General features: G+C 45.8%; 13 protein-coding genes and 1 riboswitch. Of the genes, 4 read left to right on the top strand and 9 right to left on the bottom strand.

The window, feature by feature from the left end:
• Positions 1 to 303 precede the first annotated feature (303 nt).
• From RGE70_RS02215 to RGE70_RS02185, 7 genes are all read right to left on the bottom strand, one after another.
• Entirely contained in the window at positions 304 to 1,548 is a 1,245-nt protein-coding gene (locus RGE70_RS02215; protein WP_310469927.1) for a dicarboxylate/amino acid:cation symporter, read from the bottom strand.
• 424 nt (positions 1,549 to 1,972) lie between these two features.
• Positions 1,973 to 2,815: a DUF7281 domain-containing protein gene (locus RGE70_RS02210; RefSeq protein WP_310469926.1), complete on the bottom strand. Its 843-nt coding sequence runs from the start codon at positions 2,813 to 2,815 to the stop codon at positions 1,973 to 1,975.
• Positions 2,803 to 4,023: a phosphoenolpyruvate carboxylase gene (locus RGE70_RS02205; protein ID WP_310469925.1), complete on the bottom strand. Its 1,221-nt coding sequence runs from the start codon at positions 4,021 to 4,023 to the stop codon at positions 2,803 to 2,805. The genes RGE70_RS02210 and RGE70_RS02205 overlap by 13 nt, the downstream gene beginning before the upstream one ends.
• A 1-nt stretch (position 4,024) precedes the next feature.
• On the bottom strand, positions 4,025 to 4,678 hold the full coding sequence (locus RGE70_RS02200) for a hypothetical protein (protein ID WP_310469924.1): 654 nt from the start codon (positions 4,676 to 4,678) through the stop codon (positions 4,025 to 4,027).
• Positions 4,678 to 8,352 carry an ATP-binding protein gene (locus RGE70_RS02195; protein ID WP_310469923.1) on the bottom strand — a complete coding sequence of 1,225 codons (3,675 nt, stop codon included), beginning with the start codon at positions 8,350 to 8,352 and terminating at the stop codon, positions 4,678 to 4,680. Before RGE70_RS02195 ends, RGE70_RS02200 begins: the two co-directional genes overlap by 1 nt.
• A 322-nt stretch (positions 8,353 to 8,674) precedes the next feature.
• Entirely contained in the window at positions 8,675 to 10,048 is a 1,374-nt protein-coding gene (locus RGE70_RS02190) for an alanine/glycine:cation symporter family protein (protein WP_310469922.1), read from the bottom strand.
• A gap of 307 nt (positions 10,049 to 10,355) precedes the next feature.
• Positions 10,356 to 10,485: riboswitch (glycine riboswitch) on the bottom strand.
• Positions 10,486 to 10,859: 374 nt separating this feature from the next.
• Positions 10,860 to 11,582: a DUF3581 domain-containing protein gene (locus tag RGE70_RS02185; protein WP_310469921.1), complete on the bottom strand. Its 723-nt coding sequence runs from the start codon at positions 11,580 to 11,582 to the stop codon at positions 10,860 to 10,862.
• 439 nt (positions 11,583 to 12,021) lie between these two features.
• Here RGE70_RS02185 and RGE70_RS02180 point away from each other — a divergent pair, with 439 nt between their 5' ends.
• The 4 genes from RGE70_RS02180 to RGE70_RS02165 all read left to right on the top strand — a co-directional run bounded on the left by RGE70_RS02180 (position 12,022) and on the right by RGE70_RS02165 (position 15,374).
• On the top strand, positions 12,022 to 13,200 hold the full coding sequence (locus RGE70_RS02180) for a porin (protein WP_310472895.1): 1,179 nt from the start codon (positions 12,022 to 12,024) through the stop codon (positions 13,198 to 13,200).
• Positions 13,201 to 13,284: 84 nt separating this feature from the next.
• Positions 13,285 to 13,824 carry an FMN-binding protein gene (locus tag RGE70_RS02175; protein ID WP_310469920.1) on the top strand — a complete coding sequence of 180 codons (540 nt, stop codon included), beginning with the start codon at positions 13,285 to 13,287 and terminating at the stop codon, positions 13,822 to 13,824.
• Positions 13,825 to 14,595: a PepSY-associated TM helix domain-containing protein gene (locus RGE70_RS02170; RefSeq protein ID WP_310469919.1), complete on the top strand. Its 771-nt coding sequence runs from the start codon at positions 13,825 to 13,827 to the stop codon at positions 14,593 to 14,595.
• Between the two features lie 371 nt (positions 14,596 to 14,966).
• Complete coding sequence (locus tag RGE70_RS02165; RefSeq protein ID WP_310469918.1) at positions 14,967 to 15,374, top strand: DUF2541 family protein; 408 nt, start codon at positions 14,967 to 14,969, stop codon at positions 15,372 to 15,374.
• A gap of 107 nt (positions 15,375 to 15,481) precedes the next feature.
• On the opposite strand, the gene mrcB is transcribed toward RGE70_RS02165, so the two are convergent.
• On the bottom strand, positions 15,482 to 17,845 hold the full coding sequence (mrcB, locus tag RGE70_RS02160; protein WP_310469917.1) for a penicillin-binding protein 1B: 2,364 nt from the start codon (positions 17,843 to 17,845) through the stop codon (positions 15,482 to 15,484).
• A gap of 25 nt (positions 17,846 to 17,870) precedes the next feature.
• Entirely contained in the window at positions 17,871 to 20,375 is a 2,505-nt protein-coding gene (hrpB, locus tag RGE70_RS02155; protein WP_310469916.1) for an ATP-dependent helicase HrpB, read from the bottom strand.
• Positions 20,376 to 20,452: the final 77 nt, after the last annotated feature.

The raw sequence follows: 20,452 nt of genomic DNA, 5'->3' as shown, positions 1-20,452 counted from the left end.
GTATGTGCAGCAGCGCCAGTGACACACTGCAAGTCCATCCATGAGAGCTCGGCCATGAAAGCTCGGCCATAACGTCCATGTTATGGACGGTCACGACTGCACCAGCCCTGGGTTAGATACGCTAAACTTTTGGCATTGGTGTTTGTAAATTAACAGCACCAGACTTAACAACTAACAAATTGAATAGACCCAAACTGTAGACACCGCCCCATAGCAATCACCAACATACACCCACAAAAAAGCCCGCCGAATAGGCGGGCCTGAATCAGTTAAGCTGCGAGCCACTCGCAGCTTAAACTTACATTACACGGCGGCTGACTTCGCTTCAGCACGCTTTTCGGTTTCATCAACAATGGTCAACACCGCAGCGTCGCCAACCACGTTGCATGACGTTAGTACCATATCAATCAGGCGGTCTAATGCTGCCACAATCGCAAAGGCTTCAACAGGTAAACCCATTTGATGAATAAGCACACCAATCATTACCATGCCGCCGCCCGGTACGCCACCTGCGCCAACCGATAATAAAAAGATGCTAAATAATAGCGCTGGCAATTGGTCGGCCGTGATTGGCGCACCAAATGCATTCGCCACAAAGAAAATAGCAATAGTGATGTAAATCGATACGCCGCCCATGTTCATGGTTGCGCCAAGCGGTACACCAAAACCGGCTACAGCACGGCTTACGCCTAGCTTTTCAGTTAAGGTACGCATGGTTACTGGAATTGTGGCATTTGAGCTGGCAGTCGACAATGAAAACAACACCTGCTCGCGAGTTTTACTACGAAACTCTTTCGCTGAAATCGGAGTAAATACACTTACCGCAGTTGGGTAAACCACAAATATCCATAACAGTAATAAACCTAAAATCAGCACGAGGTATTCTAATACGCTACCAAAAATGGCGGCTTCGAGTGTGGCGCCCAGTTTTAGCATTAAGGCAAACACACCAATTGGTGCTAACTGCATAACAACGCTAATCAGCTTCATCATGATTTTGTTGGCAACTTTAAAGCCGTCCACTGCACTTTTAACGCTTTCACCTAGCGACTTAATCACGCCACCGAGCAGTAACGCCATAAAGATAACTTGTAGCATGTTGCCTGAGGTAAATGCCGCTACAGGGTTGTTTGGTACAATACCGACAATAAGTTGTACTAAATTAGGCAGCTCAGTCGCAACAATATCAACGCCACCACCGTTCGACATATCAACGCCTTTGCCTGGCGCTAATAATAATGCCACGCCTAGCGCTGCAAAAATGGCGATTAAGGTATTGATAATATAAAAGCCAAAGGTTTTACCGCCTAAACGGCCAAAACTGTTGAGATCTTTAAGCTCGCACACACCACAAACAATTGAAACAAACACCAGTGGCACAACCAACATCATGATCATGTTGACAAACATGGTGCCAGCGCCGGCGGCAATATCAACCATGGTACCAGTAAAGAAGCTGACGTCTGCTAGGCCATATTGAATGATTGACCCGAAGATCAAGCCGCTAAACAGACCGATAAAGATCCGCGTTGAAAGTGATTTAGTCATTGAGCTGCCTTATATATGACATGTCTTATCGCATGCCTTTGTTGAGGTAATAGCTGTAAGCGCCTATTGAGTGGCAAAGATAGTGAAACATGCTGGCAAGAATTTCAATCAAAAAGGTTTTTAGCGAGCGGTAAATTACTCTTAACAATGCAGCCAATAAAACAATAAGTCATTGAATTTTATACATATACATTAAGAAACAAAAAATACCACCACACCAAACTTTTACATCAACAACAATTGGCAAACATACCGTAATTAGTACCTAACAAACAGACAGTTAAACAAACCATTCGGCGCACCATAACCAGCAGAAAGCACCGCAACCAAGAAGGTTGATAGTGACTTATGCTAGAGCAAGTTTTTTAGCAGTTTAATATAAACACTATTTAGCTTAAAAATAACGCTAGCATCGAAAAATAGACTATTTTACGTGCAACATTAGCGGTAACTGAAAAGCTAAGAGGTGCTGCTGTTTAATGCTAATACGGTGAGCGATAACAAAGCGCTGTAACGTTGGCCAGTCAGACTCATGCTGCGCAATAAACTTAGTCGCTGAGTGCTGTTGATCAAAATCTTCACTCGAGTTGGAGGTGGCCATAATCGTTGATATAGCGTCTATTGATGGCGCTAAAATTTGACTACAGCTTGGCAGGGTTAAGGCAATTTTGAGTCCGCTTGGATCAATATCGACACACGCCACCACGCTAATCGTTGCGGGTAATTGCTGAAGCAGTGCTTTCACGCCTTTGGCTAATGCGTCATGACCACGATAAACCACTAATGCCTGCGTTAAATCAACCGCAACAGCAAACTGCTGCCAGCGGTCAAAGGCGTCGAGGTTTTCAACAATGACCACATGCCGAATACTATGCGACTTTAGTTGGTGAATAATCAGCTCAACCGGCGCCCTAAGTGCACAGTCAGTATTTATGCCTGTAAACAGCGGTTGCGGTTTTAGCAGTACATATTGTTCATCAGGTTTGATTGTGGCGAGCTTTTCATAGCGGCTGTGCTTTGCCACCTCACTTCGCTCTCCGTCAAATTGAGCACTTAATAGCGAGCTACCAAAGTAGTGGCTCGCCATCTGATCAAGTTGCTGTAATTGAGCGGCATTAAACATTAAGTACCGCTCAGACTCATCCACGCTACCGACTTCAAGTTCGGCATGAATTTTTTGCCAGTTGGCACTATAGCGTACCTTGGCGGTGCGCTTTTTCAGCGCCTCAGCAATTAAACGAACATGGACCTTGGTTAAGCGAGCCACAGCTCAACATCTTGAATAATAAAGTTACCGTTAAACACTGCATCTGGCTCGCCAATCGCCTCTAGCTCAAAATACTGCCGATGCTCCTCTGGTAGCCCTTCGTAGCCGCAAATAACTTGGTAAAGCCAACTTTCTCGGTCCCACTCGAGTGCTTTTTCATCTAAGTATTCTAGTGCCGACTGACTCTTACCAGAGTCGATTACACTACAAAAATACTCATCAACGGCCAATTTAAGTGGGTTATCAGGAATGGCAAAGTCTTCTGCCTGACTCAGCGCCACACTGACATCTTGCTCTGCGTGTGCTGCCCCTGAGCTCAGGCGATCAATGCGCTTAATATTCGCCACAATGTCAAACAATTCAGGCTCGTATAAAGTACTGTGTACATCAACTGCGGCTGGGGCTAATAATGCCTCGGCGCAGTTGAATAACGCCGGCAGTTGCTTATGGCTCACATGGTCGCTTGGGCTGTAATCAGGGTGCAGGTCAGTGTAAAGTAACCAACCTTTTAGCAAACGAGTACGACCACGTATTTGGCGGAAGCGACCTAACAGCTCTAACAAGCGTCCCTGCACCACACTGAGCTCTTGAGTACACTCACTAAGCACATCTTGTAACGAAGTGACGAGCAGTTTTCTTAACTCGCGAATATCACCGGCTATTTCGCCTAACTCGCTAAACTGGAACATCTCTAAGCCATTTAGTAACTCTGTAACTTGCTGCTGTGCTAGCTCGTTTTCACGAATTTTGGCATTGATGGTGCCCACATAACCAAACTCGTTATTAATGCGGCTCCAAAGCACACGGATGGAGTAACGCAAACTGTCGGCAAAACTGTACACGTGCTCGTTTAAGTCGGCTAGATAAGCCTCTGAGGCTGCATAATCAACGTTGTGACGCGCTTCTTTATAGTGCTCAGCCAACGTTTTAATGCTGGCCAGCGAACTACCAACGTTAGAGTCAATTTGGCGGTTACGTTCATCGCTCAAAGCCTCTTCTAATAACGCCCGCACCGACCGTTTTAGCCTTAAGGCTTGTTCGGGAGCTGGACGCCACAAGATGTCGCTTTTACGCAGTTTTTCAATATCTGCTGTGTTCGTTTCGCTTTCTGATACCGAGCCCGATAAATAAACATCCATCACCAGCTCTGCATGGCGACCAAGCTGCCGCAGCAGCTTAACTCCTGCTTGATGTAAATTGCTGCTCATATTAGACCAAGTCCCTTTGAGTCGCAGTTTCAGCTTGCGCTTCTAAACTTAATCCTTCGGTCTCATCAATAAAGCGGATTACTTCATATAAATAATCCAGCTTACCGGTCGCGATGAAAATCTGCTTATCGGCATTGGGCTTAGTTAAATAGCCCAGCTCGACTAAACGTTTAAAGACCAGTTTGATTTGCGCATCAACATGACTACTGGTTGACCCAAAAAGGCGGTAATGGCTAATTTTGGCCAACTGCTCACGAAAAGCGGGCGTGTCTTCAATGCGGGTTTGTAACTCTGTTAGTCGCACTGCTGCACCTTCAGACAGTGGCGCGTCATTACCACTGCCCTCTTGCACCAATACTAGCCATTCCACCAGCGGAATAAGCGCATTACAGATATCTTTAAACTGCGACGAAATGACTTTGCGCTCATTGTCACCGAGTTGTTGATAGCCGCAAAAAAACACTTCACCGTCACCTGCCGAGCCAATCGTGCGGTTAATCTGATTAAGGTAAACTTCAACCCGTTCGCGGGTATCAGGGTTTTTTAGTGCTCGCCAGCCATCTTCATCGGTGGTACGGCAAACAAACTGGCCTTTAAGTAAGCGTTCTATAAGGGCGCTAGTCCCCACTAAGGTGGTGGCGTTATCTTGGCTCATTACACAGCCTCCTGAGTGCGTCGCTGACTAAGTTTTTCGGCAATGGGGTTAATTTTTGGTTTAACAACCTGCAGTTTTTTGGTCTGCTTATTAATAATATAACGATTAGCAAACAGGCTAAGCACCTCAGACTCTGGGTTAGGGAACGCGCCCAACACTGAAATGTTATTGTTTTCACAGGCGTCAAAGATCTTTTTCACGTTGGCGTGATGCAGTGTTCCGAGCTCATCAATTGGCCAATGAATGGTCACATCAGCACGGCCACGCAATAGGCGAGTAAATGCCAATAAGAACTTACATAAAATAAGGTATGCCATACCGTGGCTTGATGATTCATTTAACTGTCTGTCAGTGCGGATGATCAAGTCGCTATTGCCCTCTTTTAATCGCAGTTCAATTTCGAGCAGTTTTGATATGCCACCAGCTAATGCGGCGCGACCAATAATATCTAACGCGCGGCGCATACTGTTGGTGTAATCTTCACCTGGTAGGTCGCTAAAGCCGTCTGCTTTCCATTGTTTAAATGCTTTAACAAAAGCTTCTAGCTCAGGCCAGAACTCTAGCTCGCTGATACGGGAGCGAATTTTAACAGCAGACTCTGACACGCCATCAAGAAATAGCTCTTCACTCACTTCGCGGGTAATGCGGGCACTTTGGGTCGCAATGCGGCGATCGATATCGGCCAAAACGTCGTAAAATGCGGTTAAGTCGACCCCAAAAATACGCCCTTGCTCTCGCAGTGCCATCATCGATTGCGGCACCATTACATTGAGTAGCTGTTCAAGCTGTGGCACCAATTTGCGGTAATCTAGTATGCGAATGCCTTTATCATTAATAAAGCTCGACTCTTCACGTGCTCGCTCCCAGGTTTCTGACAGGCTAGAGCCCGACTTACTGGCGATCACTGAATCAAAGTGTTCAACGTACTGTTTAACGGCGCCAAGTAGAGAGTCACGTTTTAATAGTTGATCTTCACCTTGGCGAAGGCGTTCGCTGAGCCCGCCTTGGGCGTCTTCATTATTGGCTGGCAGTTTTAACTCGGCTAGCTTACGCATTACGCTGCGTAATTTGGTTAAATTCTCTGACGCCTCAACCTGTATTGCATCAGATTGCTTGCGCTGGGTATCAATTTCGCTGCGCTGTGCCTTCACTTCATTCGATTTAGACTTAAGTTGTTGTTCTAAATTTAACTCGGCTTGCTTAACAGTGCTGAGTTCAGTTTGCAGCTTAGGCTTACGTTTAAGCCAAGTATGTTGATACCAGTCGTCATAACGTAATACTTCACTACGACGCTGCTCCGCTTTACTAATATTGCTTTCGAGTGTGCGAATATCGGTTTTTAGCGCCACGATTTTAGCTTCGTCAATGCCACGAGATTTAAGCTCGTTTTTATACCATTGCTCACATGCTTTTTGCTCGCTTTTAGCGTGCTCACTACGTTGCTGAATATTGGCTTTAACTTGGCCAAGCTGGTTATCTAATGCGCCAACCACTTCTTGCCAATAGGCATTTTTTTCCATGCGCGCTTCAAGCGCTTGCTCTTTTTGGGTGGCTAGCCAGTCTTGTTGCTGCAGTTTTAATTGCTTTAATTCGTTGTCCAGTCGCGCCAGTTGCTTTTGCGAAGCTGCTTTACGGTCGTTTAAAGCCTGATTAATTTTTTCCTGCTCTGCGCGCTTGTCATCAAATAGGCGGCGTAGATCGTCGCGGCTATTTTTGTAGGCGGTGCGGGCAAAAGTGAGCTCCCGCATCATGCCATCAAGCTCGGCATTAACGGCCACCAAATTCGCTTCGGCGGCAGTTTGTAACTCTTTGGCACTGACTAACAACTCTTCGGCGTTCGCATGCTTGATACGCAGCTCTTGCTCCGACGCGGCATATTCTGGCGAGTCGATCGCTTTGAGATCTAACGCAATGCCGTACAGCGCATCAAGATTTTCACCATTCAATACAGGGTGAAGATCGCTGCGGTGTAACAGCTCTGCATTGATCACTTTACCGAGGGTGTTTTCCCAGCCGGTGGCTTCTTTGCGTAAAAATTCTAATAATGTGTGTGACTGTGGAAACAGAATATGGTGTAACTCTTCAAGATCGCTTTGGCGCTCTGTGACTCGAATGCCGGCAACACGTAGGCTTTCATTGGCTTGATCGCGTTTTGATCTTAGCTTGCGCTCTTCAACGCTTAAGCGATCAACTTTGGCATTGCAGGCTTCTTGGTTTTCGTCGGCGCGGGTTATACGCTCATCAAATACTGCAAGGGCGAGCTTTTCCTCTTCGGAGTAAGTTACGCTATTAACGCGCACTTTCAGCTCTGCCGCTGACAGTTGTAGCTGGTAGGCTTGCTCGTTAAATTTAGCCTGACCTTGCTCGGTGGCATCACGCCATTGGCCTTCTAATGCCGCTAACTCGGTTCGGCCTTGTTCACGTTGCTTGTCACGCGCTTCACGCAAGCTGTCTTGCTCTTGATGCAAGTTTTCAAGCTCTCGGTTAAGCCCTTCGCCAATTTTACTACGTCGAGCATTATAAGCCGCTTCAATATCTTGGTGTTTTTCTGTTTGTAGTTTATGGCGCTCGGTTAGGTTTTCTAAGCTGCCACGCCAGCTTGGTAGCTGCTCAAGATCCAGTTTGGCTTGTTCGATCTCGGCGTCTTGAAAAGCGGCATGCTGATCTTCAATCGAGTCGAGCTCTGATTCACACTTCGCGACGTCACCTTTGGCGGCAGACAGATCGAGGCTGAGTTCGTCGCGCTGCTCTTTCCACAGCTCATCTATTTCTCTTAATTTGGCGTTAAGGGCTTTAGATAAGTCTTGGTGATGCTCTTGCCGTTCGACCTCAACAGTTTCATCTTTAGTGTAACCACGGCGTAAACTCGCTAAGCGTTGTTCAGTGCTGAGTAGTTGATCAAATTCTTGCTCTAATTTTTCAAACTCTGGACGAATACTTTCAAAGCCTTGGATCAACTGGCTCTCTTTGATCCACGCTTCAACATGCTGTGGATTAATGCGTGAGCTTGGCGGGTTAACGCCGTCTTCTTCTAAAATAGCGGCGATCATTGATTTGATCGTCTCCATTTTGCCCTCTTTGGAGTGCACCGCTTTAGCCAGTTTTTCAATGTGGCGCAGTGAGTATTCACTGTCACTTAGCGAGAATTGACGCGCGTAGTTGCGTAGCTCAGTGCGGTTACTGCCGGTACTTAATAGCGCTCTGTCGTTTTGGATAATAGCCCTAAACTCACGCGTGTTCAGCAAGTTAGTCACAGCAACGTTGGCGCGTTTCATTTCACGGCCAAGTTCGGCCATGGTGAAACATTGAATATTATCGCCATGCTGGGTTTTGATGTAATCATTAAGCTCAAATGCTTTGCCAATAAAGCGGTAGTTAACGCCTTTACCGTCGCCGGCAGATGCCAGCACAGCTTGATAGGCTAACCCGTCAGACTTAATGTATTCATATATGATAAAACTTGATTCGTGTGGTAAATACCAACGCTCAAAACTATCACGTGTAGAGGGGACGACTCGACTTGGGTACTCACCATAAAAAACAGGTACTAAACGTTGTAGCGTGGTTTTACCCGATGCGTTGGTACCACAAATATTGGTGTGACCGTCAAGTGCGAGCTCGACGACGCCGGGCAGATGTGTATCAATCAGTACGATGCGATTTAAGCTTGGCATTCCATTCCTTAATCCAAACAGCGTCCAATATCATTTAGTATTGGACAAATGAGCCTAAAGACAGATTAAGTCAGACTCATATAAAAGAGGTTATATAATTTGATAGCCACTAAATTAAAGGAAAGCAACGCGCTTGGCAATCATGCCTAGGCGGCTATTTTGCTGCGTTTAGTGACTGAATTTAAGAAGCGCGATCATACGCCAATTTTTGCAGATAAGTTGTGCAATCAAACAGCAATTAGTACCCGTTGTAATAAAAGAGACTGATTAAACCCACTCACTTTGCTGCGTCAGCAATACCGCAGCAAAGTGGTGCTAAATACTACTGCGTACGTAACTCGTTGAGCACTGCTGCGCGGCGCTTGGCAAAGTACTTGTCGGTTTCAGCAATAATGATATGCCGTAAACCAATTAAGGCGATTAAGTTGGGGATGGCCATTAATCCGTTAACTGTGTCGGCAAGCATCCAGATCAGATCAAGCTGAATAAACGCGCCTCCTGCAATTAAGCTTAAAAAGATCATTTGGTAGATCTTAATGCCTTGCTCGCCCAATCGAGCACCCGTTAGGTAGTACCAGCATCGCTCACCGTAATAGTGCCAACCTAAAATAGTGGTAAACGCAAAACACACTAGTGCAATGGTTACCACGTATTGGCCAATAATAGCTGAACCACCGGTAGAAAAGGCAGCACTGGTCATGGCAGCACCTGCAGTATCACCGCTCCATACGCCTGTCATAATTAACACGAGTCCGGTCATGGTGCAGATCAAAATGGTGTCAAAAAAGGTGCCTGTCATGCTTACCATACCTTGCTCAACGGGCTCGTTGGTTTTGGCAGCTGCGGCGGCAATAGGCGCACTCCCCAAACCTGACTCATTTGAAAATACACCGCGCGCGATACCAATTTGCAGTGCTTGGGCCACCGTAGCACCTAAAAAGCCACCTGCAGCTGATATTGGGGTAAAGGCCGAGTGAACCACTAATTGCAACGCTGGCACAATTTGGTCGGCAAACATCACTAGAATCCACAAACAGGCCAACACATAACCCAACGCCATCGTCGGCACTAACTTTTGGGCCACATTAGCAATACGTTTAACGCCGCCTAAAGTCACTGCAGCCACCATAAGCGTGAGTACTAGCGCAGTCACCCAAGTTGGTACGTTAAAAGCAATGGTCATTGCATCGCTTATAGCATTAACCTGTGCAAAAGTACCAATACCAAAAAAGGCCACTCCCACGCCAAACACGGCAAATATGTTGGCTAACCATTTAAGCCCAAGCCCACGTTCGATGTAATACATTGGCCCACCAGCAATATTGCCGCGGGCGTCGGTAGTGCGGTACTTAACTGCGAGCATACACTCGGCATATTTAGTGGCCATACCAAAAAAGGCAGCTAACCACATCCAAAATAATGCGCCTGGGCCACCAATTTTAATCGCGGTAGCCACCCCAACAATATTACCAGTTCCAATAGTGGCAGACAGCGCCGTACAGAGCGCTGCAAACGACGATAAATCACCTTTTCCGGTGGCAGGCTTAAACAATAAACTCAGGGCGAGTGGCAGCTTAAATACTTGAATAAGCTTAAGCCTGATAGTGAGATAAAGACCGGTTCCGACCAATAAACACAGGGTTATAGGACCCCAGACAATGGCGTTTAGATCGGCTAACAGTGATTGAAAATTCATGGTATTCCTCGAATATTAAACTACGTAACTCGTGATAAAGTTATTAATAATCGGAGGAGAAAAGAAATGGCTGATGTTGATCGCTAACGCAAGCAGCAGGCGATTAATTAAGACCTAGAGCAGTCAGAACAAGCGCAGCGGCAAACGCTAGTCACTAAATAGTGCTATATCACCAAACAACGCTTAAGGTGCCAAGTTTGCATGCTAGAGGTGACAAAATATAGCACCCGAAACATGTGCCTGATAGCCTTAACAAGGCAATCAAGTGAGCACGTTAACGTATTTGGAATAGTTAGCTAACACAGTCATCCTCTCCTCTGTCCTTTTGCCTGAGCGTTTCGCGTTAACCATTAGCGGTTAACACTTTCGCCTTCGGCGCTGTGTGACAATTAAGCAACGCGCACTTATTTGCTCACAGTCTCTCCAGAGGTTCGTCCAATAACAGTCCTCACCACATAAGTGGCACCTGAAAGAGTGCTTTGGCTATGCATGTTTCACTACTCAAAAATGGTGTGAAACAGTACTCAACACAAAGTTGCCTCGTCGGTGCAGGGTTAACCCCTGCTCTCCTGTTACCTTCATCCGAACGGATCCCCAAGCAGTCACAATGTTAGTGATAGCTTGGATTTAGTAGCATGCGGGATCTTGATAGTGCTCTCAAGCGAGCTAAATCACAGTTTAGTCATTGCAATCACACCAACTCGATCGGCTGCCGCTTTTATCAACATAAACAGCAAAAAACCGATTAACCCGCCAGTGATTAATCGGTTTAAAATAGTTAAATGATAAACTTCTAAGCAGGAATCAAGCCTTAAACCGCCACAGCTTCATTGCAATATTCGGCTCGATAACCTTCGTAAGTATTACACATCTGCTGTGCTTGTTCGGCAACATAAGGGCGTAAGCCACTCATCACCAATGTTTTAATACCTGTACCAACTAAGGTGTCACCGCTATGCAACTCAAACGTTAAGGTAACATCACCCCGTTTGCCATTAATCTGCAGGTCTTGCTTAACTAAGGTAAGTTCAACGTCGATAAAGTCCAGAGTGGTTAAGTCGACAGACATGCTTTCGTAGATCACTAACGGTCTTGCAGGGTTAATCATTACCTGATGTTGTTTCATCATAGGGATAAGAATATGTATAAAATTGAGCCCCGAAAACGCAACATATTTACGGATAAACGATTCGATTTGCACATCGCAATGCCTAACGTCTCCACTGCGATGTACAGTGAGGTAGCATTTGTCATTGTCGTCTCGAATATCAAAGTCTTCAGCAACCTCGATAGGGAACTGCAATTGCACTCCTTCTCCGACCATCCCTGAAAAATCAAAGGTCATTTTCTGGCTCAGACCATATTCATTAAGCACCAACGAAAACAATAAGTCCCCTGGTACACAAAAGCGTTTTGCTGCCACGTTATGAATGGGATTAAAATCTTGGGCGATACCTTTTGCAAACTCACTTGCTTGCTCTGGAGCAATAGAAATAGACTGATTAGCCTTTTTAAAGAAAGAATTTAGAAACATAATCCACTCATTTTATTGTTATTTTTCCATGTAGATGGGCATTGTATACCATGATTAAATTTTAACTCACCCGATGACTTATTCACGATTCACTTAACATTGTGTTAAAACAATTTATTGACCCTTCCCTTGTTCAACCTAACTAAAAACTTCTGTGATGCCATAGCTGCGCGTTTTGCGGTTAATTTTGCTTACTATTTGTCGCAACATCTGCAGGGTAAAAAAATGCAAACGCGGCATCAACAAACGGCCAAAAAACAAACCTTTGACAAACAAAAGTCACCACCAAAAATAATAAACCCTTAACACGTCAATTGATACATATGATACACAAAGGTTGACCTTAGGTTAAAGTTAAATAAAAATGATTCGTATTGTGTTAATCACTCAAGCCATCACAACACTCTTTATCACCCGCGACTACAAAGGGATTAGAATCATGAAGAAAACGTTACTTGCTATTGCGCTAGTTGGCTTGTTCGCCGCTCAAGGTGCATTCGCTAATGATGAAACCGCAGAACTGCGACGAATTATTGAACAGCAGCAAAAAGTACTACAAGAGCTAGAAAAGCGCCTTGATGAAACTGAAAAGCGGGTTGAAAGAACTGCCGATGTGATTGAAGAGTCCGCAAGCGAAAGTACGACTAAAAGCGCAACCACGATTGGTGGTTATGGTGAGCTTCACTACAACAACATTACTGATAATCAGTCGGGTGATGACAAGAAGGCAATCGACTTTCATCGCTTTGTACTATTTTTCGGTTACGAGTTTACTGAAAAAACTCGGTTTTTCTCCGAAGTAGAAATTGAACATGCGCTCTCTGGTGACGATAAACCCGGTGAAGTTGAGCTAGAACAAGCTTACATTGAGCATGATTTTAATGACACTTTCACTGGTAAAGCGGGCTTGTTTTTAATACCGGCAGGTATTATCAACGAAACACATGAGCCACCAACCTTTTACGGTGTTGAGCGTAACCCAGTTGAGAAAAACATTATTCCAGCCACATGGTGGGAAGCCGGTGCAGCGCTTAACGTTAAAGCTGCACCAGGTTTAGCTATCGATGGCAGCATTACATCAGGACTTAAAGTCGATGACACATATAGCATTCGAGGTGGTCGCCAAAAAGTGGCTAAAGCCGATGCGTCCGACTTAGCTTATACGGCTCGAGTAAAATACACTGCCGTGAATGGTTTAGAGCTGGCTGCCACAGCGCAGTACCAGGCCGACTTAACCCAAAGTGCAGCAGGCGTTGAAACAGCTTCGGCGACATTGTTGTCAGCACATGCAATATACTCAATTAAAGGTTTTACGCTAAAAGCACTGTACGCACAGTGGGATATCGACGGTAAAGAAGCCGAGCTACTTGGCCGTGACGAGCAAAATGGTTGGTATTTTGAACCGGCTTATCGCTTTAACGAAAATATTGGCGTGTTTGCTCGCTACAACGAGTATGACAACAACGCTGGCAACAGTGATGACACCAAGATTGAGCAAACTAATGTGGGCATAAACTATTGGTTACACGAAGATGTAGTCTTTAAAGCTGACTACGAAAAAGTCGGCGGCGCTAAAGACGCTGACGGCTTTAATCTGGGAGTTGGCTACCAGTTCTAATTTGAACTAGGCTCAAGCCCATTGCTAGAAACGAGTGCTCAAAATTGAGCACTCAATTCATTTGATCATACGAGATCGCACTTAATGAAATTACCTTTAGTTATTGTGTCTATATTGATCGGCTGCTTATTGATGAGCGCAACGGCCTACGCTAGAGGGACCTACCAAACACCACAAGCCTTTATCAGCCAAGCCTTTAATGCTGAAGTCCCCAAAGCCAAGGTTTTTTGGGTTGATGAGCCAGCCAAGAAAGTGATCGAGTCGATCCTGTCGCACCGGTTTAAAAAAATGCGCTTACGCTACTGGCAACAGATCAACGAAAGCATATGGATCATGGATGAGATCGGTAAAGAATCGCCAATCACCGTCGGCATACATGTAAAAGACCGAGCGATCGCCCAAACTAAAGTACTGGTGTACCGAGAAAGTCGTGGCGATGAGGTAAGGCACGATTTCTTTACCGATCAATTTAAATCAGCCAAACTGCAATCTGACTTAACGCTTGATACCCATATCGATGGTATAACGGGTGCAACGTTATCAGTCAGGGCATTAACTAAGTTAGCTAGAATAGCCCTGTATTTAGACGATTATGTTATCAATAACCGTGAAAATAAAAATTGAATGACACGAAAACGCCCTAATTTAACAGTCAGAATATTACGACGATTACGCCCTTGGCACCGCCGAATTGGTATATCGTCAACAGTGTTTGTTATTTTTATGGCCGTTTCAGGAATTTTGATTAACCACAGCAATCAGTTGTCATTCGACACCACACATGTAGAGCAACGCTGGCTACTTGACTACTACGGCATTAAAGCTCCCGCAAACATCAATCTTTTTCAGCAAGCCCCACAGCAAATTGTTAGCGCAGGAAGACAAGTGTGGCTCGATGGACAACTCATTCTTGAAGCTAATAACTCAGTGCTAGCAGTTATGATCTATCAGCGGATGATTATTGCCGTTGATAGCCAACATTTATACCTAATGTCTCCACAAGGTGAGCTATTAGAAACACAAAACAGTGCCACCGGATTACCAACACCAATCCAAAAGGTTGGCTTACAAAATGGGCTGTGGCTGCGTACGCAACCTGGTGATTATATGGCAGATCCCGATCTTATTAACTGGTCGCCAGCCCAACCGTTAACTGCGATCTCGTGGGTGACGGCGTTAGCCAACACAGATCATGAAGCCCTCACAACTCAGATCCGCGCTAGCCACCTTAATTGGGAACGGGTACTGCTCGATTTGCACAGCGGTCGCTTTTGGGGATCTATCGGAGTTTGGATCGTGGATCTTATTGCCATAGCGCTGCTCATTATGGCCATGAGCGGTTGTTATATTTGGCTCAAACAAAAACCTACTAGTACTAAACGTAATAGAAAATGATCGCGATCATATGTGTTTGCTAACCAATTTGCTTAAGTCCAAGCTAATATTAAAAATCGTTTATATTAGTACAATGTGCTTTTATGGGCGTTTAAAAGAGGTAATATTAGCTTAGTCAGGCAGATTAAGAATAATTCCGCACACTTTAACCTACGTTTAAGTCAACAACTGCAGTATTCATACGTCGTCATTGATAGCAACCATTGGTAACTGGGTCAGCTAGCTGATTAATGCCTTAGCACCAGGTTCACCAGCTCAAAATGAGACCAGTGGGTGTGCATACAATTTTAAACAACAGTAACCGTTTTTAACACGCGTCAAAGGCGAGTAAAAACCTAGATTATCGACAATTCAGAACAAAAGGCTTCCAGATGTTATCACTCCATAAAACTCTTAGAACGACCCTGCTTATGGCGGTTATGTTAGTTTTTGCTATGCCCGTTAGCGCGGCTCAATGGGAAATGTTAGGCACACGCACCGTAAAACGTAACCTTGATAAAGACGTCATGCAGGTGTCGATTGCAGAGGGCGGGTTTAGACAAATAAAGATCACCGTAAAAAGAAGCCCAGTCAATATCAAACGCATCATTGTGCAGTACGCTAATGGTAGCCTTGATGAGCTCAAAGTCAGATCGGTGATTGCCGCGGGTGGAGAAACCCGTTTACTGGATTTACGCGGCGGTAAACGCGCGATCCGTAACATCACTTTCTTCTATGAAACGATCGAAAAAGGCCGCGGTAAATCGATTGTCACCGCATGGGGCAGAAGAGGCGTATAACGGCTCAACTCAACTTGAACACCATATTTGAGTATCACTGTTTGTCAGATTAACTTACCGCTACCTAAACAGTCATGCCTCCCTTACCAAAAGGGAGGCACTACAATTTAGCCACCCATCAGTTTTTTCCACCACGGCAATGGCTCACCGCAGTTAACCGCCGGCTGATAGCTTTCGCGTAATGCAGGCAGCGCGATAATGTTATTACAGCCCGCTTCTTTCGCAACCCCGCTATCACGCTCAAAGTAGCCCTGGACTATGCCATCAACCGGTGCCATACGTAAGCTCAGTGGCGGACGATGATTTAAAAAATTCTGATACACCGCCATTGCGCCACTACTGCCGTAAAGACTGGTTTTACCGTTGTCATCTTTGCCCACCCAAACCGCAGCAACATTACGTTCGTCAAATCCGGCAAACCAAGAATCACGCGAATCATTACTCGTGCCTGTTTTACCCGCGAGCGTTACGTGCGGAAACGCCTGACCTAAACGCTTAGCCGTGCCCGACTCAACCACTTGGGTCATGGCATATTTAACTAAGTAATTACTCGCGGCACTAATGGCTTGGGAGCCCTTCGGCGATGCCGCAGCCAATGGCTGATTATTAGCATTGAGTACCGTTGTTACCGAGTGCAAGTGGCGATAACGGCCATTATCAGCGATCGTTTGAAATACTTGCGCCACCATTAATGGCGAGCCATTAACGGCACCGAGCAACATGGACGGATATTCAGGGATCGTGTCTTTCCAACCTGCGCGATCCAACGTAGTGGCCACACTGTCGACCCCAATCGCCATCCCTAAATTTACCGTAGGCACATTCATCGATTTTTTAAATGCCGTAAGTAGTGGCACTTGTCCGCGGAACTTTTTATCGAAGTTTTGCGGAGACCAAGTCTTACCCTGGCCATTTTTAAGCGTAATAGGCACATCTTTGAGCGGCGTTGCTAACGTATATTGATTCGTTTGATCTAAAGCGGTGGCGTACACAAACGGCTTGATTAACGATCCGATCGGTCGGCGGATCTCCACTGCACGATTGAAACCATGATAGCTTGGCACTTTATCGCCAACCATGGCGGCAATACCAGCCGAATACTTGTCGGTAAGCACCATACCAACTTGTAATGACGGATCTTTTTTACCTAATTGTGTGAGAGTTTGCTTGACTGCTTTTTCGGCTGCTTCTTGCGCCATGGGATCCAACGTGGTGTAAACCTTGATCCCTGACTGCTGAAGTAACGCATCGCCATAGCGCGAGGCAAGCTCATGCTTTACCACTGCAAAAAAAGCCGGCAGTTTTTGGTGCACTGGTTTATCGGATTTTCGCAAACCCAATGGTGACTCAACAGCAGCTTCGTATTGCGCCACATTCAAGTTGCCAGCTTCCATCAACAATCGAAGCACTAAGTCACGGCGCTTTTGCGCCCGCTCTGGATAGCGCCAAGGGTTATAATATGACGGCCCTTTAATCACTGCCACTAAGAATGCTTGTTGTGGTAATGTCAGCTCCCCGATTGGTCGGCCAAAATAAAATTGCGATGCTAGCCCCATACCATGTACGCCACGAGCTTTGTTTTGCCCCATGTAAACTTCATTTAGGTAGGCTTCGAGTATTTCATCTTTCTCATAGCGAAAATCAATAATAATTGCCATGAGTGCTTCGCGCAGTTTACGAATGATTGAGCGCTCACTGGATAGAAAAAAGTTTTTAGCCAATTGCTGGGTCAAAGTTGAGCCGCCCTGCACCGTGCGACCAGCACTGATGTTAACCATAGCAGCGCGCACTATCGCAAATGGGTTAACACCGTGATGTTGATAAAAGCTTCTATCTTCAACCAAGATAAGGGCGTCAATAATCGCAGCCGGCATTTTATCGGTATCGACAAACAGTCGGTCTTCACCGTTGCCAGTAATAATTCTATCAAGCAATACCGGCTCTAAATGAAATACCGCCAGTTGGCGTCTATCGTTATGCCTTGCCACAGAGCTCACACCATTGCTATCAAAGGTGATCATCACGCGTTGCTCAGCTTGGTCGCCTTGCGGGTGTAAAAAAGGCCGACGCCATAAATCAATTTTAGTTTTAGAGGCTGAAAACTCACCCACTTGCCGCGGATTAGCCACCTTGCGATAACCCAGCAATTTGAGCTCCGCCATTAATTGACTATGGCTCACCGCAGCATCTGGGTACAGTGCCATCGAGCGGCTAAAAACTTGTGCGGGTAAGTGCCACTTTTGCCCTTCAAATTTACGGGCAATAATTTGATCTAAATAGATACCATAGGCGGCGACTACGACCAGCGCAATAACGGCCAACTTCCAAGTTACAGACCAAAGCTTTCTGCCAAAGCTGGTTTTGTTTGCCCTAGCCTTGTTTTTGGCCTTTTTAACGGCAGAGACTTTTTTTACCGAACCGCGCTTTGCGACTTTTTTAGGTTTTCGTTTTGGTGTTACTTTGTCTGTCATTACTTTTCCGCAGCTTAGTTTTTAACTATTGAGAGTTAAAAGTCTTCTTTTTGGTAAATTTGGTCGGTTGTGTATTCGCCGGATCATCAGGCCATAAATGCTTTGGGTATCGACCCTTCATCTCTTTTTTAACGTGCTCATAAGGACCTTGCCAAAAACTGGCTAAATCTGCGGTTAGCGCGAGTGGTCGCCTTGCTGGTGACAGTAGCTCCATAGTGACCACTAACTTACCATTGGCCAACTTAGGGCTTTCTTGCATGCCAAATGCTTCTTGCAACCTTACATTCAACCGCCCTCGGTGCTCTGCGTCATACTCAATTTTAGCGTGAGTGCCCGTTGCCATTAACCACTTTGTAGGTAATAAACGTTCGAGCTGCTGCTGGGTTGCCCAAGGCATGATATTTTGCAATAGCGTATAACAATCTAACTTTTGTAACTGCCCGATATTTCGCACATCATCTAAATAAGGGCTCAACCATTCGTCTAAACTTGCGATTAATGCAGCATCATCAAGTGCAGGCCAGTCATGAGACGTGTCGAATTTAGCCGCTATAGCAACTCGAAAGCGCAACTGTTCAGTACGGTCATCAAACTTTAGTAGCCCTAAACCTTTCAGCTTAACTTGCTCTACAATAGCATTTTTTATTAACTGTTTATCTAGGGTTTTAATTGGCGTTTTTGACAACAATATTTGTCCAATACGGCGTTGGTTTTCAGCAAAAAAGCGCCCTTTTACGTCATCCCAGCCGCCGTATTCAATGGTATCAACTAAACCCGATAATTGTTCAGTAAATAATTGTTCATTAAGCGGCGTAGCAAGGTAAACCTTACCGCTGCTTCGGCCTTCTGTCTCTTGAAAGTCAGCAATCACTAACCACGGCTGCCCTGCTAGAGCGTCTTCACTGGGTAACTCAACCCCTGTTCCTCCTGCAAGTTGGTAACCACTCACCCCACGCATTTTGGCAACTCTGTCTGGGTATGCAAATGCTAACAGCATGGCAATATCATCACTTGCTGCTGAGCGGGCAACTGCCGCTAACCCCTGGCCTGCGCTGCAATTAAGTTTTAGGGTATTAATCCATTGCCGGATTTGCTTTGCTGACTCTGACGCTAATGTCTCGGCAAAATAATGGCTGATATCGGCACCTTTACGACTGCGACCTCTGGCCTCTAACGTGCCTGCGATGATGCACGCAAGTACCGCAAGGTTGTCGTTTCCATCTTGCTTCGATAACTCTTTGGCCGTTAATAACATATGCGCTAAACGCGGCTGACAGCCTAACTCGTATGCAGCCCTGCCGTGAGCGGTTATCGCCCGCTTGGTATCAACCATTTCAAGCGACGCCAGTAATTGCCAAGCTACATTTTCATTGGCTGGTGACGGCAGCGTCAGTAAAGGCAGTTCATTTAATGCCTTAACGCCCCAATACGCGCCATCTAGCACCATTGAAATAAGGTCAGTGTGCACCACTTCTGGCTCGTCAGCTTGATTGAGTCGCCCCTGCTCTTCTTGGCTCCACAATCGAGTGCTAAAACCTGCCATTAAGCGGCCAGCACGACCACTACGTTGCGCAGCAGATGCCTGGCTAATCCTTTTAAGTGATAGCCGGGTACCACCGGTTTTAGGATTAAAACTGGCTTGGCGTTTATAGCCGCTATCGACAACTTGTGTAATACCTTCAATGGTTAAGCTTGACTCAGCCACGTTCGTCGCAAGCACAACTTTACGTATACCTTTTGCTGCAGGCGCAATTGCTATGTCTTGCGCCTTGGCTGGCAAGCTACCATAAAGCGGGCAAAGCGAAAACTTATCTGCCGCTAAGCGTGGGGCAAGCATACTGTGTAATTTGTGAATTTCACCTTGACCAGGTAAAAAGGCTAACAAGGAGCCTTCGCTGTGAATTGCCAATTGTTCGAGAATAACTTTAGCCATATGCTCAAGCCATTTTGCTTGCACGGGGGCTGCACGATAGCCTTGCTCAACCGGAAAGCTACGCCCTTCACTGCTGAGCATGGCTGCATTTGGCATTAACTTGGCTAGTGGTAAACCCGCTAAAGTCGCAGACATAGCAAGCAGCTTTAGATCTTCACGAAAGCTTGACTGGATCTCTAACGCCAACGCGAGACCAAGATCGGTAGTGAGATGACGTTCATGGATCTCATCAAAAATAACCAGAGCGATCCCTGTTAACTCCGGATCGCGCTGGATCATTCGGGTCAGTACGCCTTCGGTTACGATCTCCAGCCGCGTATTGGCGCTGACTTTTGACTCACCGCGTACTCGATAACCGACTTCATCGCCCAGCGCACTACCGCGTTGGCGCGCAATAAATTGGGCCACGTTACGTGCCGCTACACGCCTTGGTTCAAGCATTAAAATCTTGCCGTCGATCTCATCCCAATCTAACATTGCCAGTGGTAACGCGGTTGACTTACCAGCACCCGTTGGCGCCTCAAGGATCATTTGATTACACTGGTTAAAGGCTGTTCGTATCGGTTTGATTAGCGTATGAATGGGTAATAAAGTCACAGGTATCTTTTCGTTTGCAGCTCAATATGTCGAGTATTAACTCGCCATTTGAAAGAAATTAAGTGTCTAGCAGTGTA

Source organism: Shewanella youngdeokensis (assembly GCF_033180165.1).
GTDB lineage: Bacteria > Pseudomonadota > Gammaproteobacteria > Enterobacterales > Shewanellaceae > Shewanella > Shewanella youngdeokensis.
The sequence above is the reverse complement of the archived record's forward strand: the minus strand, read 5'-3'. Positions and strand labels throughout refer to the sequence as shown.

What these genes read in the sequence shown, in the direction of transcription:
- RGE70_RS02190 (WP_310469922.1), bottom strand. Translation starts at nt 10,048, where the DNA reads ATGAATTTTCAATCACTGTTAGCCGATCTAAACGCCATTGTCTGGGGT.
- RGE70_RS02165 (WP_310469918.1), top strand. Translation starts at nt 14,967, where the DNA reads ATGTTATCACTCCATAAAACTCTTAGAACGACCCTGCTTATGGCGGTT.
- RGE70_RS02200 (WP_310469924.1), bottom strand. Translation starts at nt 4,678, where the DNA reads ATGAGCCAAGATAACGCCACCACCTTAGTGGGGACTAGCGCCCTTATA.
- RGE70_RS02205 (WP_310469925.1), bottom strand. Translation starts at nt 4,023, where the DNA reads ATGAGCAGCAATTTACATCAAGCAGGAGTTAAGCTGCTGCGGCAGCTT.
- RGE70_RS02180 (WP_310472895.1), top strand. Translation starts at nt 12,022, where the DNA reads ATGAAGAAAACGTTACTTGCTATTGCGCTAGTTGGCTTGTTCGCCGCT.
- RGE70_RS02170 (WP_310469919.1), top strand. Translation starts at nt 13,825, where the DNA reads ATGACACGAAAACGCCCTAATTTAACAGTCAGAATATTACGACGATTA.
- RGE70_RS02195 (WP_310469923.1), bottom strand. Translation starts at nt 8,352, where the DNA reads ATGCCAAGCTTAAATCGCATCGTACTGATTGATACACATCTGCCCGGC.
- RGE70_RS02185 (WP_310469921.1), bottom strand. Translation starts at nt 11,582, where the DNA reads ATGTTTCTAAATTCTTTCTTTAAAAAGGCTAATCAGTCTATTTCTATT.
- RGE70_RS02215 (WP_310469927.1), bottom strand. Translation starts at nt 1,548, where the DNA reads ATGACTAAATCACTTTCAACGCGGATCTTTATCGGTCTGTTTAGCGGC.
- mrcB (WP_310469917.1), bottom strand. Translation starts at nt 17,845, where the DNA reads ATGACAGACAAAGTAACACCAAAACGAAAACCTAAAAAAGTCGCAAAG.
- RGE70_RS02175 (WP_310469920.1), top strand. Translation starts at nt 13,285, where the DNA reads ATGAAATTACCTTTAGTTATTGTGTCTATATTGATCGGCTGCTTATTG.